Origin of the sequence: Mesorhizobium sp. (assembly GCF_017306585.1) — a bacterium.
Classification (GTDB): domain Bacteria; phylum Pseudomonadota; class Alphaproteobacteria; order Rhizobiales; family Rhizobiaceae; genus Mesorhizobium.
In genome coordinates this window covers 17,027-33,791 of the sequence record NZ_JAFKIC010000164.1, presented here as the reverse complement: position 1 = coordinate 33,791, position 16,765 = coordinate 17,027, and the positions used below count along the sequence as shown (strand labels likewise).

Sequence of the window (16,765 nt, the reverse complement as noted above, 5' to 3'; positions counted from 1 at the left end):
CAACGACGTCAATCCCGTTGCCTACCTCGCAGAAACCCTCGACGCCATCATCAACGGCCATCCGCAGAGCCAGATCGAGGAACTCATGCCCTGGCGATTCCGGAAAACGTCAAGCCCAAATCCGTAGGCGATCGGCGAGGCGCTTACGATCAGGCAATTGCTGGCCATGAAATGGCAGGGGCCGCTCAGACCGCGGATCATTCTTATGATCGCTCCCAGCAGCGCCCCATACGCAATGATGCCCAGCGCCCCCAGCTCGAACCACAGGTCGAATACGATGTTGTGCGCGCTCGGGAGATCCGTTTGCACATAATATGTGGGGTTCACGACAACGCCGACCGCATCTCTCATCGTGTTCGCGCCGTGGCCCAGAACCAGCCTGTCGATGATGTGGGGTGAGATCATCTGCCAGAGGTCAAGCCGCGCGGCGAAGGTTCCCGGGTAGAAGGCCAGCCATCCCAACGACTTGAGGATAGCGAACACGGGCGAGGCGACGAACGGGGCGATCAGCGCAAGAGACAGATAGATGGCGAAGAAGCCGACCAGAGCGCGGTGGCGATACCGCATGGGAATGAAAAACATTACCGCAACGAAGACAATCGCCAGAACGACACCGGTCGACTGACCGTAGAGCAACGTCAACACGGCAAAGAGCGCCGCAATCCCCTTCCAGACCGGCTTCGGCTGGGCAAACAGCATGACGGCGAAAAATGCCCCGTAGACCGTGATCTTGTGCAGGGTGAAGACATTTCCCACAAATCGCGGGTCCTCGGTCAAGAACGCAAAATACAATTCCCAGCCAACTACCGACACCAGCCCTATCAACAGGCCGATCAACGAGACACGCGCGAGCCGATCGCATTGGTCATCCGTAAGCGTGAGTATGCCTTGAAACAGCAGGACGGCAGCGACCGAGTAGCCGAACACGTCCTTCGCCGCCCCCAGCGAGCGGCTCGTGTCGACCGACCACAGGGCGCTCGACGCGACAAAACCCGACAGCACGGCCAACGTAACGGCGAGGTCAATCGTTGCCCTGGAAAAGCGTGGGCCCTTTGTCAAAAGGGTGAGAGCGCCCATGAGCGCTCCAACAAGCGCCAGGACCGTCGGTGACATTTCGATGAAGGCAGAAAGAGCAGGAGAGATGACGAGCAGGCCCATCAACATCCTGAGCACTATTTCATCCCAATTGCGGGTCCACACCGGCAAGCCGCCCAAAATGACGGCATGACATTTCTGATAAAGAGACATTGAACTCGCGACTCAGAACCCCCGATCGAGGATAGTCCATCGACGAAAGCTTTTCACCTCAATGCTGGGAGCCGCCCTAACCTGCCGCGGCCTTGCCGCCGGCGATAAAATGCGGATTGGCGAAATCCGAGTCGTCGGCCTGGTTGCGCTTGCCGTAGGTCAAGGGTCTGCCGTCCAGTGTGCGCGTAATGCCGCCGGCCGCGCGCAGCACGGCATCGCCGGCCGCGGTGTCCCATTCCATCGTCCGGCCGAAGCGCGGATAGACATCTGCCTCGGCGCTGGCCAGAAGACAGAACTTCAACGACGATCCAACGGAGACGATCTCGGCAGCACCCAGGTCGCGAATATAGGCTTCGGTTTCCGGCGTGTTGTGGGAGCGGCTGGCAACCACGGCCAGTGGCGTCGCCGCCGTTCTTACCGATATCGGCCGGCGAGCGACGATCTGGTAGTCGTCATTGATTTCAAGGGATTCCGCCCTGCCCGGCCGGCCGGAAAAGAAACGGCCGCCGCAGGGCGCGAAAACAACACCGACCTCCGGCACTCCATGGCGGACAAGCGCGATGTTGACGGTGAAATCGGTGCGGCGGTTGACGAACTCCTTGGTACCGTCGAGCGGATCGACGAGGAAGAAGGCTTCGCCTAGATCGCCAGGCATGACACCGGCGGCGGCTTCTTCTTCAGCCACGCACGGAATGTCGGGGAACGCGGCGCGCAGCCCGGCGAGGATAATCTTCTCGCTCTCGCGATCCGCCTCGGTGACCGGCGATGAGTCCGATTTGCGGTCTACCTCGCAGCCGGCATGGAAGACGCGCATGACTTCGCGTCCTGCGGCCAAAGCGAGCCGCTCGAAGACTTCAAGCATCGACCCGTCGTCAGATGCCGCCGCCATTGTCATATTGGTCTTCGGCAATGTCACGCTCGTTCAGCCAGTGTTCCAGTGCATCTACCATCTCTTCCGCCGACCTGCCGAGCGTCTTGAGATGGATCTCCGGCTTTTCCGGGGCCTCATAGGGCGAGTCGACGCCGGTGAAATTCTTGATCTCGCCGTTCAGCGCACGCGCATAAAGGCCCTTCGGATCACGTCTGGCGCATTCCTCGAAAGGTGTATCCACGAACACCTCGATAAACTCGCCGTCGGCCATCAATTCCCTGGCCATGCGCCGCTCGGCGCTGAACGGCGAAATGAAGGACACAATGACGATCAACCCGGCATCGGCCATCAGCTTGGCCACTTCGGCGACACGGCGGATGTTCTCGACGCGGTCAGCATCCGTGAACCCAAGATCGCGGTTGAGACCGTGGCGGACATTGTCACCATCCAGGATATAGGTATGGCGGCCGGTAGCGAACAGCTTCTTCTCGAACAGGTTGGCGATGGTCGACTTGCCGGAGCCCGAAAGGCCGGTGAACCAGAACACGGCCGGCCGCTGGTTCTTCATGTCGGCGCGTACGCGCTTGCCAACATCAAGCGACTGCCAGTGGATGTTTTCGGCGCGCCGCAGCGAGTGCACGATCATGCCGGCGCCGACCGTCGCGTTGCTGATCCGGTCGATCAGGATGAAGGCGCCGGTGGCGCGATTCTCGGCGAAGGGGTCGAAAGCGATCGGCGCCCGCGTCGAGATGTTGCAGATGCCGACTTCGTTCATTTCCAGCGACTTGGCAGCCTCATGGGCGAAGTCGTTGACGTTGATGCGGTATTTCAGATCGGTGACGGTGGCGCTGGTCTGGTCGGTTTCGGTGCGCAGGATGTACGACCGGCCCGGAAGAAGGGCATGCTCGTCGAACCAGACGATGTTGGCGGCGAACTGATCCGCGACCTGGGGCCGGGCAGCCGGCGACACCAGCATGTTGCCTCTGGAAACCTCGACCTCATCGTCCAGAACCAGCGTGATCGCCTGGCCGGCAACCGCCTGCTTGAGATCGCCACCATGGGCGACGATGCGTTTGACATGCGAGGATTTGCCGGACTTGGCGACGACAACCTCGTCCCCTCGCGAGACCGAACCGGACGCAATCGTTCCAGCGAAGCCGCGAAAGTCGAGATTGGGACGATTGACGTACTGCACCGGAAAACGGAACGGCAGTTCGACGGCGGTTTCGTCGACGGAAACGGTTTCGAGATGCTCGATGAGTGTCGGGCCGGAATACCAGTTCATTTTCTGGGACCGGCTGCTGACATTGTCGCCGTAGCGGGCGGACATCGGGATCGGCGCAATGGTCTGGAAGCCGAGATCGTGCGAGAATTTCCGGTAGTCCTCGACAATCCGGTCGAACACGGCCTGATCGAAATCGACCAGATCGATCTTGTTCACGGCCAGCACGATATGGCGGATGCCAAGCAGCGAGGCAATGATCGAATGGCGCCTGGTCTGGCGCAGCACGCCCTGCCGGGCATCGACAAGCACGATCGCCAGATCGGCGGTCGAGGCGCCGGTCGCCATGTTGCGGGTATATTGTTCGTGGCCGGGCGTGTCGGCGACAATGAACTTGCGCTTCGGCGTGGCGAAGAAGCGATAGGCGACGTCGATGGTGATGCCCTGTTCGCGCTCGGCTTCCAGCCCGTCGACCAGCAGGGCGAAATCGATATCGTCGCCCGTAGTGCCGTGCTTGCGGGAATCGCGTTCGAGCGCGGCGAGCTGGTCCTCGAAAATCTGCTTGGTGTCGGATAGCAGGCGCCCGATCAGGGTCGACTTGCCATCATCGACGGAGCCGCAGGTCAGGAAGCGCAGCAGCGACTTCTTCTCCTGGGCGGCCAGATAGTCTCGGACACCGTCCGTGGGAGCGAGGCTTTTTGCCATGATGTGACGCATGGTCAGAAATACCCCTCGCGCTTCTTCTTTTCCATCGAGCCGGCTTCATCGCGGTCGATCAGGCGCCCCTGCCGTTCGGAGGTGCGCGCGGTCAGCATCTCGCCGACGATGGCCTCGAGCGTATCGGCGTCGGATTCGATGGCGCCGGTCAGCGGATAGCAACCGAGCGTGCGGAACCGCACCAGCCGGTCTTCGACGACCTCGCCGGGGCGGAGCTTCATGCGGTCGTCGTCCTTGAGGATGAGCATGCCGTCGCGCTCGACAACCGGCCTCTGCTTGGCGAAGTACAACGGCACGATCGGGATGTTCTCCTGGAGGATGTACTGCCAGATGTCGAGCTCGGTCCAGTTCGACAAGGGGAAGACGCGGATGGATTCGCCCTGAGCGATGCGGGTGTTGAAGATCTTCCACATTTCGGGCCGCTGGTTCTTCGGATCCCAAACATGCTGCGCGTTGCGGAACGAGAAAATGCGCTCCTTGGCGCGTGACTTTTCCTCGTCGCGGCGAGCCCCGCCGAAGGCGGCATCGAAGCCATATTTGTCGAGCGCCTGGCGCAACGCCACGGTCTTCATCACATGGGTGTGAGTGTTGGAGCCGTGATCGAACGGATTGATGTTGTCGCGCACGCCGTCTTCGTTGACGTGAACCAGAAGGTCGAAGCCAAGCTTTTGCGCCATCTGGTCGCGAAAGGCGATCATCTCGCGGAATTTCCAGGTGGTGTCGACGTGAAGGAAGGGGAATGGAGGCTTGGCGGGGTAGAACGCCTTCATCGCCAGATGCATCAACACGGATGAATCCTTGCCGACCGAATAGAGCATGACCGGCTTTGTGAAGGCTGCCGCGACCTCGCGGAATATGTGGATGGACTCGGCTTCGAGCCGTTGCAGATGCGTAAGCGCAGTTGTCATGGACTGTGAGCGTTCTTTCGTGCCTTGCGACAGAAGACCTTGCCTCAAATCATCGAGCGCTCTGCGCCCGGTTCAGGCTTCGTTTCCGCACAAAGTGGTTCGTGCGGGCGTTCTAGCAGATCGACGCGCCCCAGAACAATGCAAGACGAGCCCGGCAGCGTTCCGTTCGGGAATGAATTTTCCATGCTTTCGCCGGAACCCGGAAATTTCTGCCCGCAGCCTGTCCGGCCAAAGAAACGCAGGGAAAAAATTGCCTTGGGATGGTGCACGGCGGCGGCCGCCACGTGGCGTCCAGCCGTAGCAGGCCGATTTTCGGCCGCAATCGGGCGTGGTGTACTATCGAAGAGAACATTCAGCCGCTATACAACCCCGGAAGCGGGCAAAATGCATCACACGGCAAGGACTATTTTCCAGGCGAGCAGGTTCGATCTCGTTTGAGAAAACGTGCCGATGAAGCCAGGGAACAGCGAGCCAGAAAAATTGAGCCGGCTTTCGTCCTTAAAGCAGCGCTTCACGCCTTCCCGGATCAATGTCTACTTCTCCATTCTGTGTTTTTTCTCGCCTCCGGTGCTGGGGTCGCTAGTCAGCTTTGTGTTCAATGGCGGCGGGCTGGCGTCCGTCCTGCTGATCGCCTCGGGCAGGAGGCGTTTCAACACCGACCGGGCGATGATGGCGCTGACAGTGGCGATCTATGCCTATTGCGCGGCCAATCTGATGGCCTCCGTCGCGAACGGCTCGATCGTCAGGGATGCGCGGCACCTTATACCGTTCGTTACCTTCCTGTTTTTCCCGACCTCCTATTCGACCTGGAGCATCACAGGGAAAACGACCCTCGTGCGCATCGTCGTGCTCAGCAGCATGGCGGCCTGTTTTGGCGCCCTGCTGCTGGCAGTCATCCAGCAATATTGGCTTGGCATGCGGGCGGAAGGTGGAGCCGGCAACGCAATCGTGTTTGCCGAGGTCCTTTGCCTGGCGGTGATGGTCTGTATGACGGCAGCCGTGTCGGGCATCGAGGATCGGTACAGGATGGCACTCGTCTGCGCGGCGATCGGCGGGACAGTCGCCGCCATCTATTCCGGCACGCGCATTGTCTGGCTGGCATTGCTGATCGCGGGCATCACCGTCCTGCTGATCAACCAGCAGAGGGTGAGAGGAAGCAGCCTCCTTCGCCTGTTCCTGCTGACGGCGTCGATCGCCGCCGTGATTGCCTTTTCCGGTTTCCACATAATATCCGGGCGTCTCGACTTCCTGCGGGCGGACTGGATCGCGCTTGGGAAGCAGGGCGACTACGATACATCCTTGGGAATGCGTGTCGCCCTCTGGGACATCGGCTTGAAGGCGTTTCGGGAGATGCCGTTGTTCGGACATGGCGTGGGTGCCACACAGTTCCTGATAAAACAGGGCTTCCGGGATCAGTTCGGTATGGATGCGGGCTTCAATCATTTCCACAACGGCTTCCTGACCGCCCTGGTGCAAGCAGGAGCCCTGGGTGCGGCGACGCTGGCGGCGATCTTTGTGGTTGCCGGCAGGAATGCCACGCTTACCTTGCGCAACAGCATCGATCCGGTCGAGCGGTTCGGCGCCACCATGATCGTCATCGTGTTGATCACCTATCTGACCGCCGGAATGGCGGGCATCCTGATCGGCCATGATATTCTGGACTCGGTGCTGATGGTCTTCCTGGTGTCGGGAACCTATCTTGCTTCAGGCCGCCAGGCTGCGTTGGCGGAAGGCCAGACACTTGCGCCGGTCACCCGATAGCGGTTCCCGGGGTGGTGATATGATGAAAGTTCTGATCACCGGCGCGACGGGCTTCATAGGCCGCCAGGTGGTCCACCAGCTTAGCGAGGCCGGCATACCGCTTCGTCTGGCCTCCCGCGACCCGAACAGACTTGATCGGGGTACCGACGCCATGTCGATGCCCGGCCCCGACGCGCCGGACGCAGCCTTCCTGGCGCTTGTCAGGGGCGTTTCGGACGTTGTTCATTGCGCCGGCCTGAACAATGACCAGGGCAATGCCGCCGCGGCCGACTTCCACGCGGCCAATGTGCAGTTGAGCGCGAGACTGGCGCGGGCGGCAGCAGCTCAGGCAAGCGGACGCTTCATTCATCTCTCGTCGATCCGGGCCGTGGCCGGCGCGCGCGTCAGCGTGACGATCGACGAAGACACCATCCCCGACCCGCAATGCGCCTACGGACGTTCGAAGCGTGAGGCAGAGGTCGACGTGCTGGACATCTATGCGTCGCACGGCCGTCCCGACGCCGCCGTGTTGCGGTTGCCCCCCGTCTACGGAAGCGGCATGAAGGGAAACCTGGCGACGCTGATGCGGGTCGCGGATACGGCCCTGCCGCTGCCGACGGGCGCATTGACGGGAACCCGCTCGCTGCTGTCATCGCAATCGGCGTCACGCGCGATATGGCATCTGCTCCAGCATTCCGGACCGCTGCGCCCGATTTATCTGGCCAGCGATGTCCCGCCGGTTTCGGTGGCCGCCATCATCGGCGCGTTCCGCAGGGGATTCGGCCGGCCAACACGACTGATCCCCATGCCGGCCGGGCCGATGCGGACTGCCGCCACGCTCCTGGGCAAGCGGGTATTCTGGGACAGTATGACGGCGGCGCAAATCTGCGATCCCTCCCTGCTTCTGTCCGAGGGATGGCAGCCGGAAACCGACACGCTGGAGCGGCTATCCGAGATGGCGCGGTCCGCAATCCCTCAACGGCGATAGAGCGTGCCGAACAGGATTCGCAGGTCGAGCCAAAGCGACGCGGTCCTGAGATAAGTGGCATCGGTTTCGGCCAGAAGCCGCGGGTTCGACATATCGATGCCCCTGATCTGGGCCAGGCCGGTGATGCCGGGAAGCGCCTCCAGAACCCCCAGCCGCCGCCGGCATTCGATCAATTCCGTCTGGCTCGGCAGACAGGGGCGCGGCCCGACAAGGCTCATCTCACCGCGCAGGACGTTCCAGAACTGCGGCAACTCGTCGAGCTTGAATTTTCGCAAGACCTTTCCCGCCGATGTCACGGCGTTGGCCGGCGCCTGGTGAGTGGGAAGCGACGGCGTCCCCTGGTACATCGTCCTCAATTTGTGGCAGCGAAAAAGCGCACCGCCGCGACCTACCCGCGTCTGGCTGAAAATCGCCGGACCGGGCGATGATGCCCGGACGGCGATAACGGCAAGCAAAAGCACAGGAGACGTGACCACCAGGAGCACCGCCGCGCCGGCCAGATCGAAGATTTTCTTGGCTGCCTTCATGGATGGCCGGTAGCGCGCCCTTTGAAATCTGGCAAGAACGCGCCGCGCTTTTCCGCTTCAGGCGCGTCATGCCGCTGTGCGACGTTCAGATGCGGCCCAGGATGAAGGCGAGATAGAGCCCCAGGGTCCCGGCAACGGTCTGCCGATAGACGCCGCTTCTGTGCAAGGCGCCCAGGCGTTGAAAAAGGTTGCCCTGTCGACCGTCCGAAAATTTGTCGAGGCTCGCCGTCGCTTCCTGGGTCAGGAGGTCGCGATTGACGGCAAGGCCGGTGAGATTGAGGTCGGTCCAGCCGGCAAACTGACCCTTGATCAGGCGGCCGAGGCGGGAGATCCGCGCTCGCCACGACACGTTGGCGCCGACCAGGTTTGCCGCGTGCTGCCGATAACGCACCAGCGGCCGTGGGTCGTAGTGCACGACGCCGCCGGCACCCGAGACAACCAGATAGGCCCACCAGTCATGACTGACGAAGCTGGTCCGCGCGCAAGCTTTGGCCAGCAGGTCACGCGCGGCGCGGTTAAGCAGGATGGTGTTGCCGCCGGCAATGCTCTGCACGAGCGCGTTGCGAAAAGACGGCGGCCTTTGGAACAGCGGCGAATGGCCGACGAGGTTCCCCGCCTCCGTCATGGTCGCGGTGCGCGAGCAGAACATCAACGGGGTTCCTACATCGAATGTCTGCATCCAGCGGACGGCGCTTTCCAGCCTGTCCGGCTCCCAGATGTCGTCCTGATCACAGAAGGCGTAGCAATCGGCCTCGATGCGCGGGTCCAGGATCATCGAGCGGAAATTGGCGGCAAAGCCTTGCCTCGGTCCATCGACCACCGTCATCCGCCCCTTTGCCCAGCGCGGCTTCCAGGCCTCGAGTATGGGAAGCGTGCCGTCGTCGGACCCGTCGTCCGATATCCAGAGATCGACGAGAGGGTGCGACTGTTCGAGCAGGGACTGCAATTGCTCGTCGATGAAGGCGGCGCCGTCTTTCGTGCCCATCAGCACCGCGATGCGCAGATCTGTCTTACCCACTGACGTCAAACACCTTGCATCTGCTTGAGATTTCCAGAGCCACGATCCCCGCCGGATGCTGAGCTCCATCGTCTTGTTTCTGTGTGGATTGCGAATGGGAACGTCACACGCCTATCCGGGACCTGCCCTAGCCCGCCCGCCCGGCGGCCTCCTGCATCCCGTCCTGGCGGGCGTTCGCATTGGTCTTGGTCGCGCGGTCGAGATCGGCCAGGATGGCCAGCGATGCCGCCTTGTCCTGGTCCTTGATCGACTGCTGCAACGCGGCAAGGGCCGCCTGGACATCCGACCATTGCGCGACATCGGTGCTCAGGCCAAAAACCTTGGAGACGCTGAGTTCGACCAGTTCCTCGTCTTCGCCATGCAGGGTTTCGTGGAGCTTTTCGCCGGGCCTGATGCCGGTGAAGCGGATTGGAATATCCGTGTAGGGGCTCTTTCCCGCCATGCGGATCATCGTCTCGGCCACTTCGAGAATCGGCACCGGCTTGCCCATATCCAGCATGTAGACGGCAAAATCCTGGCCGGCCGGTCGCGAAGCGGCATCGGCCGCCGACATGATGACGAGATCGACGGCTTCGGCGACGGTCATGAAATAGCGCGTCATGCGCCGGTCCGTGATGGTGACCGGGCCGCCGGCCTCGATCTGGGCCTGGAATATGGTGGCGACCGAACCGTTGCTGCCGAAGACATTGCCGAACCGGACGGCGATGAACTTGGTGGCGGCGCGGCGCCCGGCCGGCCCGCCCGCCGGGGTTCCATGCAAGGCGCTGACGATCTGTTCGGCGGCCCGCTTGGTCATGCCGAGCACGGATGACGGGTCTACGGCCTTGTCGCTGGAGACCATGACAAATTGCGCCACCCCGCATTTGGCGGCGACCTCGGCGCAGACGAGCGTTCCGAAAACATTGGTCTGGATGGCCGATTCCCAATTCTCCTCGAGCAGAGGAACATGCTTCAGGGCCGCCGCATGGAAGACGATGTCGGGTTTGAACTCGGTGACGACGCGCGTCATCTGGCGCCGGTCCGCGACATCGACGATGCGGACCTTGAGGCGGTCATGGTCCTTCTGCTCGACATACTGGCTCAACTGGAAGATGCCGAACTCGGAATTGTCGGCAACCAGCACCGCCTCGGCCCCCAGCTCCAGCGAGCGCTTGACCAGCGTGCGGCCGATGGAGCCGGCACCGCCCGTGACCAGCACGCGCCGGCCGCCAACGAAAGCGCCGATGCGCTCGATGTCGGACGGCACCGTCGGCCGGCGCAGGATCGTTTCCATCTCGACCTCGTCGAGAACGAGCTTGCCCTCCTGCCCCAGTTGCGAAAGCCCCGAGAACTGCACGACCGCAATATCGCCGTGCCTGGCGACGCGGACCAGCTCCGAATACTCCTCGATCTCATGTTCGGCGCCGCTGCCGAAGATCAGCAGGTCGAGGCTCTTGGTGCCGGTGGCGTAGTCATCCAGCACGTCGATCAGACGTGGCCGGTTTGCGACGACAGGAACGCCCTGGATGCGCGTGCCGAGCGGCACGCCGTGCTCGGTCGCCATGATGCCCGCGATGGAATAGTCGGCGGGCTGCGCCGTGCGCGTGAAGCGGATGATCAGGTCGGCTTCGCCCAGCCGCCCGACGAACAGCGCCTGCCTTGCCCCTGCCTTGTCGTCCCTGCCGTTCAGGATACCCCAGCTCGCGCCATCACGCAGGAAACGATAGAACAGCCGCGGCGCCGAGATGATGGTGAAGGAGACCAGGAAAAAGACGATGAACTGGCGCTCGTTGAGCCCGGCCACCGGCTGAAAGTGACGAACCAGCAGCGAAACGACGTAGAGCACGACGGTCAGGATCGCGCAGCTCTTCAGGATGTTGAAGAAATCAGGCGTCGAGGCGAAGCGCCAGACCGTGGTGTAAAGACCGCAAAGGCGGAACAGCAGGTGGCTGATGACGACGATGCTTGTCCAGGTGACAAGCCCCTCGGTGGAAAGCGCCTCGAACGAAAGATTCGACCGCGACAGCACAAGGGCGAGCGCCACGGCGACCAGCACCATGACCACGTCCTGGACCATGATGAAGGCGCGCCGCACTTCCGGCCTGAGTCCGAAGACAGCTTCCAGGTAGGAATTCATGGGACGGCGCTAGACTCCAGGCTTTCGGACATGCGCACCAGAAAGCGCGGTCACGAAGATCCTTCGCGGCCGATCGCGTCGCAAAATGCAATTCCGGCCCCCGCCGTGCTTATCGCATACTGCGGGGCGGGCGGCATGGCTAGTTTTTTTTGACAGGGGTCTTAGTTTAGTTACCCGTCATCTTTCCTCGGCGCGAAGCTGCTTGAGCACAGAACTCGCCCTTGTACGAGCAAGCTGCTTCAGTAAGACGCAGCGCATTGCCACATCGTTGCCGCAACGACTATGAAGGGGTTTCTGTTGCGGCTTCTTCGAAGCCGTTAGAGATCATACCAACCGAGATTGCGGCCTGCCCTATGATTGCGGCGATGAACAGCGCTGTTGAAGATATCTCCAAAGCCATGAGGCTGCATCGGGTCTGGACCGCGCTCGCCCATGAGGACATCGGCGACCAGCACAGGCGAACGACGCTGGGTCCGCTTTGGATGCTGGTAAACTACTTCGCTTTCGTAGGCACATTCGTCTTCGTTTTCGTAACGAAGGACGCCAGCAACCCCGGCTACATAGCCTATGTCGCGATTGGCATGCTGGTATGGTTCTATCTTAACGAGATCATTGCCATGAGTGTGTCATTGTTCCAACGTGAAGCCAGCTTCATTCAAGGCACTACGCTCCCCCTGTTCGTCTATGTGATGCGGCTGACAATGCAATGCATCATCCGGGCCGGCTATTCCATGGCGGGCTGTGTTCTAATTTTGTTTTTAGCAGGCTATGGCTTCGCCATGGGCTGGCTGTTTTCGTTGCCCGGACTGTTGCTGATCATCGTGGCGACGCCGGCACTGATAACGGTGTTCGCTTTTGTCGGCGTATTCTTTCCCGACAGCGAGTTCATCGTTGGCAATCTGATGCGTGTGGGCATGTTTTTCACGCCGGTCTTCTGGGCATATAACGGCCAAGGCGGAATACAGAAATATGCCTACCACTGGAATCCCTTCACCTATTTACTCGAAATCGTGCGAGAGCCGATCATCAAAAGCTCGTTTCCGGCTCACGCCTTCGCAGTGTCGAGTTGCATCTGCCTGTGCACTTGGATGATCGCGCTACTGTTACTGGGTGAGTTTCGCAGGCGTGTCGTTTTCCTCACGTGAATTATCATGACGTCAATCAAACTCGAAAATGTTAGCCTCATTTATCGCCTGTTCGAAAAGCTGACGCTTTCGGCGCCCGACAAACGCAAGGGTGCCTTAGGTGGCAATATTGGAAGGTCCGGCAGAACGCAGATCGTTCAGGCTCTGGACAACGTCAGCTTTGAGCTCAAAGCAGGCGACCGATTGGGGCTAGTTGGCCCGAACGGAGCCGGCAAAACCACCCTGCTCAAGGTGCTATATGGCATTTATCAGCCTTCAGGCGGCGCCATATTCATTAAGGGCAAAGTTGATGCTCTGTTCAATATAAATATTGGATTTAGACCCGAAGCGACGGGCCGGCGGAATATAGTGCTGAGAGGGCTAATTAGCGGTTGGACCGAAGCCGAAATTGAACGGAAGATGGAGGAGATCATCGAATTCAGCGAACTGGGCGATTTCATTGACGTTCCTTTCAAAGCCTACAGCCAGGGCATGGCTGCTAGGTTGGCGTTTTCGACAGCGACCGCGCTCGACCCCGAGATTTTGTTGATGGACGAATGGATCGGTGCTGGCGATGCATCGTTTCAGGACAAGGCGAAACGACGTATGGACGAACTGGCCGAGAAGGCGGGCATTATCGTTCTGGCCAGCCACGATGCAGCACTTATTGACAGTTTCTGCACGCGGAAACTTACACTCCGAAATGGGCGAGTTGAGTCGCTGACCGAAATACCTGAGGCTGCATCAAGTTCTTCCGAACTTTAAAGCCCCAGGCCTTTCGATCTCACTGACTGCGCGCGAATTAACTGCGCCTTCATATACGACTTTTTTTCTCGCCTGAGGTGAAGCTCGATTGCTTCACACTGCCATCACAATTACTATATCTTCTCAACAAGCGTGATCATATCTATGCAGTTATGCTCACCCCAATTTATCGCCGCCTGCTCTTTTACTTTAAATCCTGACTTTATCGCATAGTCAAAGAACAAACCCTGCGGCATAAAATTTCTCCAATGGGGGTTCTGTCGATATACTCCCCCTGGATTTGTTCCATTGTTCGAATGATGAATCAAGGCTCGACCACCAACCTGTAATATCCTATTGATTTCGATCAAATATCTAAAAATTACCATGTGATCGAAATGAACCATAGCGTCATAGCAGAATAGAGACGTACAACTATCATTCTCTATATCTGCCAGATCATAACCATTGTTATTAATAAATCTCACATTAGCAATACCGTTAAACCTATCTCTGCATATGTCGATATTTTCTTTCACAACATCAACAAGTATCTTCTCATTTCCCCAGTCTCGCATCTGCCAAGAATGCCTTCCTCGCCCACATGCAAGGTCGACAATCCGAGCCACGTCAAGTCGAGAAAATAGCTTCCTAAATATTGTATCTTCGTTCCAAAATACTGACACCCAGCTATCGGCATTGTCATAGTATGTTGGATCATCTTTCCAATCGGCGGCAACCGCCGATGACAAACCTTCAATAATTGACTGCTCTTTCACCAGTTACACTCCAATAGCCGCACGAACGACATTTTCCGTACCGGCATTTGCACAACAGGCCTTCCAAGATTGGCCTTTTGGTTCGCCAGACGTCGAAGGCTCGCACGCAAAAACGCCGCCCCGCCGCGTCAACAGTAACCCTGCGACGAGGTCAGATGCAACAAGCCCACACAGCGAGGGCGGACTAGCCGCACCAATCAACTGTGCCCACCTTTCCGCGCCGGTTTAGCCCCTCACGCACCACATCTCCTGACTGCACCAAAAAATTGGATCTTGAGACTGGGCGCTCGATAAAACACGATCCATTAGCACTCGGCACGACACATGGCGCGACCAGCCTTGCAGTCCAATGCCCCTTCTCACTAGGTCGCCGCGTAAGGCAGCCTCAATAGGCTTGACTGACCGACACGAATTCGATCTATCCTGCAACCGGGACGCCACAACCCCTCAAGCAAGCGCTAAAATTAGACATAAAAGTTGAATGATAAGCAATCTTGACAAGATACACACAGCAACACCTCGTCATAGCCAAAACAGTTGTAGAAAATGACAATAGAGTTTGATCTCGGAATTACATGTAGAGAGCCTCTATCTTTGGTAACTGGAGGAATAGGAACCTATACACGGCTCCTGGTCGATAACCTTGCAAAGAAAGGGCTTAAACTTGCCGTTTTTGTTCCGGAAGATTCAGACACCACGGCGGTGCCTTCCTCAGTAACAGTGGTCCACGTACCTCTGCAACCCACGGATATATTCAACAACATCAACAGCAGCGAGCTCCGGTACGCGCACTCATTGTTTACCGCAGTTAGAATTTTCTGCGATAATGGAAATTCTTTCCGCCTCTTCGAAACACCTGACTATGGGGCAGAGGGGTACTTTGTTAACTTTGGCAAAGTTTATGGCCTACTTCCAATCCATTTTACAGCCATTCGACTTCACTCTCCTCATTTCATGCTTCATGACGACAATGAGCTGAACCAATACTACATAGGTGATGACCGTGTCTGCAGAGCAGAGAAAGACGCCCTTCTTGCGTCAGATATTGTACTTTACGGTGGCGACTCCATGCGAGATCGCGTTCTGTCATACCTCAGTCCAAAGGAATTATCGATAATTCTTCCAAAGCTGAAGAAAATTTGGCACCCCTTTCCAACATTTTCGCTGCCAGTCAAGACGCCTCCCGCCACCGGCACGCCCACCGAATTCAACGTGGGGTGTATCGGACGTCTTGAATGGCGTAAGGGGTGGGACCTTCTTATTAAGGGCTTCTCTCGATGCGCTTATGACCCAGCGTTTCGGTCCTTCAGGTTTCATGTGTTTGGGGGAGATACAGACACCGCCCATGGGGCGTCTATGAGAAGCTATCTGGAGGGAATTATACCGCCAGAACTCTCCGAAAGGTTCTCCTTTTATGGGCGATTACCGCAAGCCGAATTGAACACTTCCATCCAGAATATGGACGCCTTCATTTTTCCGTCGCGGTTCGAAAATTTTCCTAATGCGCTTTTGGAAACGCTGCATCTCCAACGACCCACACTAGTCTCATCAAGCGGGTGCATGGCGGAAATCGGATCAAAATTTCCATGGGTACAGCCATTTGATCCGCGTCGGCTAGGCAGCTACGCGGAGGCGCTGAGATGGCTAACCGACAAATCATTTGCTCGGCATGACATCTCTGACACGGTTTCCTCTATCAATGAAGATATAGCGCAGCGGTATCAGAACTTACATGAATCCCCCGCGCCAAGTATAAGGCAACATAGCGGGTGCTCCATAATTGTCCCGCATTTGAACGATTCTGAAAATGTAGAATCCCTAGCAATGTCGAACCACAACTATGTTGACCGGATCGGCGAAATCGAAATTGTTGTAATTGATGATGGATCAAAACCTGAACATTTAGATCGCTTGAATTCACTTGCTACCAACGGACATATAAAGCTTATTTTTACAGACCAGCCTTTTGGCGGCCCTTCGATTGCACGACTCAAAGGCCTTGTTGCGGCGTCCTACGATTTCATTGCATTCGTCGACGCTGATGACTACATTGATATTCAGGCTTTGGAGAGAATTCTACTATCAATGTCCATCAATAAATTTATTGATGTAACGTGCGGAGCAATGAAATGTTTTGGGATAGAAAAACACTCTTGGATGCCATCACCCCCTACCGCAGCGACCGTATTATTTGAGAATTTCACGCATGTAGGAATCGTGTCGCGGAAGGAAACGCTTTCAAAAGTTGACTTTGTGGCACCTGGAGAGCTTCACCATGACGAAGATTGGCTAATGACGGCCCAGATAGTTTTTGACACAAAAAACACTATCTTCCTTTATCCCGATATATACTACTACTACAACCGAACAAATCCGGCATCCAGAAGTCTTCTATTCGATAATTTTCGCCGAGACTCGCACGCACTGAGGCTAGACAGGATGCTTGATGCTCTCTTGTTTAGTGCGGGCGTTGTTCAACATCGATCCGACCTAAAGAAACTACTGGCGCGAGCCGTCGTTCAATCTGACAGCATATCCGTTCTTCTGGCACCGTACCCCAGGCTTAAGAGTTTTTTGTCAAGAACGGCTGCTTTACTTCGTGCAGCTCACTTAGATCACCTGACAGTCAGACCAGCACTTTGGCTGCTGGCGCGGCGCAGATAGTCTTTTGAAGAAGCCTCTCCTGTTATGGAGAGTATAGAGTGAGCTTCGGCGAGTAGGGATTGCCTGAGGCGAGAGATAAACAAGGTCTTGGTTAACCTA

General features: G+C 58.0%; 14 protein-coding genes and 1 pseudogene. 6 read left to right on the top strand and 9 right to left on the bottom strand.

What is annotated here, in order from left to right:
• On the top strand, positions 1-127 hold a 127-nt coding region (locus J0I79_RS19245; RefSeq protein ID WP_292854903.1), incomplete at its 5' end, for a transposase domain-containing protein.
• A gap of 113 nt (positions 128-240) precedes the next feature.
• On the opposite strand, the pseudogene J0I79_RS19240 reads toward J0I79_RS19245, so the two are convergent.
• The 5 genes and pseudogenes from J0I79_RS19240 to J0I79_RS19220 form a co-directional block, all read right to left on the bottom strand.
• Positions 241-699, bottom strand: a pseudogene (locus J0I79_RS19240) (O-antigen ligase family protein); the annotation flags it as partial.
• Positions 700-1,324: 625 nt separating this feature from the next.
• Entirely contained in the window at positions 1,325-2,110 is a 786-nt protein-coding gene (cysQ, locus tag J0I79_RS19235; protein ID WP_292862270.1) for a 3'(2'),5'-bisphosphate nucleotidase CysQ, read from the bottom strand.
• 10 nt (positions 2,111-2,120) lie between these two features.
• Positions 2,121-4,058, bottom strand: a complete 1,938-nt coding sequence (cysN, locus tag J0I79_RS19230) for a sulfate adenylyltransferase subunit CysN (RefSeq protein ID WP_292862267.1) — start codon at positions 4,056-4,058, stop codon at positions 2,121-2,123.
• Positions 4,059-4,060: 2 nt separating this feature from the next.
• On the bottom strand, positions 4,061-4,966 hold the full coding sequence (gene cysD / locus J0I79_RS19225) for a sulfate adenylyltransferase subunit CysD (protein ID WP_292862264.1): 906 nt from the start codon (positions 4,964-4,966) through the stop codon (positions 4,061-4,063).
• A 44-nt stretch (positions 4,967-5,010) separates the two neighbouring features.
• On the bottom strand, positions 5,011-5,250 hold the full coding sequence (locus tag J0I79_RS19220) for a hypothetical protein (protein WP_292862261.1): 240 nt from the start codon (positions 5,248-5,250) through the stop codon (positions 5,011-5,013).
• 196 nt (positions 5,251-5,446) lie between these two features.
• Here J0I79_RS19220 and J0I79_RS19215 point away from each other — a divergent pair, with 196 nt between their 5' ends.
• Both J0I79_RS19215 and J0I79_RS19210 read left to right on the top strand, forming a co-directional pair.
• A complete protein-coding gene (locus J0I79_RS19215) occupies positions 5,447-6,727 on the top strand; it encodes an O-antigen ligase family protein (protein WP_292862277.1) in 1,281 nt (426 codons plus the stop codon).
• A 22-nt stretch (positions 6,728-6,749) separates the two neighbouring features.
• On the top strand, positions 6,750-7,694 hold the full coding sequence (locus tag J0I79_RS19210; protein ID WP_292862258.1) for an NAD-dependent epimerase/dehydratase family protein: 945 nt from the start codon (positions 6,750-6,752) through the stop codon (positions 7,692-7,694).
• Here J0I79_RS19210 and J0I79_RS19205 read toward each other — a convergent pair.
• From J0I79_RS19205 to J0I79_RS19195, 3 genes are all read right to left on the bottom strand, one after another.
• Entirely contained in the window at positions 7,682-8,221 is a 540-nt protein-coding gene (locus J0I79_RS19205) for a sugar transferase (RefSeq protein WP_292862255.1), read from the bottom strand. The two genes, J0I79_RS19210 and J0I79_RS19205, sit on opposite strands and share 13 nt — an antisense overlap.
• Positions 8,222-8,306: 85 nt before the next feature.
• Positions 8,307-9,239: a glycosyltransferase family 2 protein gene (locus tag J0I79_RS19200; RefSeq protein ID WP_292862252.1), complete on the bottom strand. Its 933-nt coding sequence runs from the start codon at positions 9,237-9,239 to the stop codon at positions 8,307-8,309.
• 127 nt (positions 9,240-9,366) lie between these two features.
• Positions 9,367-11,355, bottom strand: coding sequence for a nucleoside-diphosphate sugar epimerase/dehydratase (locus tag J0I79_RS19195; protein ID WP_292862249.1), 1,989 nt, complete (start codon positions 11,353-11,355; stop codon positions 9,367-9,369).
• A gap of 221 nt (positions 11,356-11,576) precedes the next feature.
• On the opposite strand from J0I79_RS19195, the gene J0I79_RS19190 reads away from it, so the two are divergent.
• Both J0I79_RS19190 and J0I79_RS19185 read left to right on the top strand, forming a co-directional pair.
• Entirely contained in the window at positions 11,577-12,500 is a 924-nt protein-coding gene (locus tag J0I79_RS19190) for an ABC transporter permease (protein ID WP_292862246.1), read from the top strand.
• A 6-nt stretch (positions 12,501-12,506) separates the two neighbouring features.
• Positions 12,507-13,244 carry an ABC transporter ATP-binding protein gene (locus J0I79_RS19185; RefSeq protein WP_292862243.1) on the top strand — a complete coding sequence of 246 codons (738 nt, stop codon included), beginning with the start codon at positions 12,507-12,509 and terminating at the stop codon, positions 13,242-13,244.
• Positions 13,245-13,357: 113 nt separating this feature from the next.
• Here the strand turns inward: J0I79_RS19185 and J0I79_RS19180 are convergent, their stop codons facing one another.
• A complete protein-coding gene (locus J0I79_RS19180) occupies positions 13,358-14,002 on the bottom strand; it encodes a class I SAM-dependent methyltransferase (RefSeq protein WP_292862240.1) in 645 nt (214 codons plus the stop codon).
• Between the two features lie 546 nt (positions 14,003-14,548).
• Between J0I79_RS19180 and J0I79_RS19175 the strand changes: the two genes are divergently transcribed.
• A complete protein-coding gene (locus tag J0I79_RS19175) occupies positions 14,549-16,666 on the top strand; it encodes a glycosyltransferase (RefSeq protein ID WP_292862237.1) in 2,118 nt (705 codons plus the stop codon).
• Positions 16,667-16,765: the final 99 nt, after the last annotated feature.

What these genes read in the sequence shown, in the direction of transcription:
- cysQ (WP_292862270.1), bottom strand. Translation starts at nt 2,110, where the DNA reads ATGCTTGAAGTCTTCGAGCGGCTCGCTTTGGCCGCAGGACGCGAAGTC.
- cysN (WP_292862267.1), bottom strand. Translation starts at nt 4,058, where the DNA reads ATGCGTCACATCATGGCAAAAAGCCTCGCTCCCACGGACGGTGTCCGA.
- cysD (WP_292862264.1), bottom strand. Translation starts at nt 4,966, where the DNA reads ATGACAACTGCGCTTACGCATCTGCAACGGCTCGAAGCCGAGTCCATC.
- J0I79_RS19210 (WP_292862258.1), top strand. Translation starts at nt 6,750, where the DNA reads ATGAAAGTTCTGATCACCGGCGCGACGGGCTTCATAGGCCGCCAGGTG.
- J0I79_RS19205 (WP_292862255.1), bottom strand. Translation starts at nt 8,221, where the DNA reads ATGAAGGCAGCCAAGAAAATCTTCGATCTGGCCGGCGCGGCGGTGCTC.
- J0I79_RS19195 (WP_292862249.1), bottom strand. Translation starts at nt 11,355, where the DNA reads ATGAATTCCTACCTGGAAGCTGTCTTCGGACTCAGGCCGGAAGTGCGG.
- J0I79_RS19185 (WP_292862243.1), top strand. Translation starts at nt 12,507, where the DNA reads ATGACGTCAATCAAACTCGAAAATGTTAGCCTCATTTATCGCCTGTTC.
- J0I79_RS19175 (WP_292862237.1), top strand. Translation starts at nt 14,549, where the DNA reads ATGACAATAGAGTTTGATCTCGGAATTACATGTAGAGAGCCTCTATCT.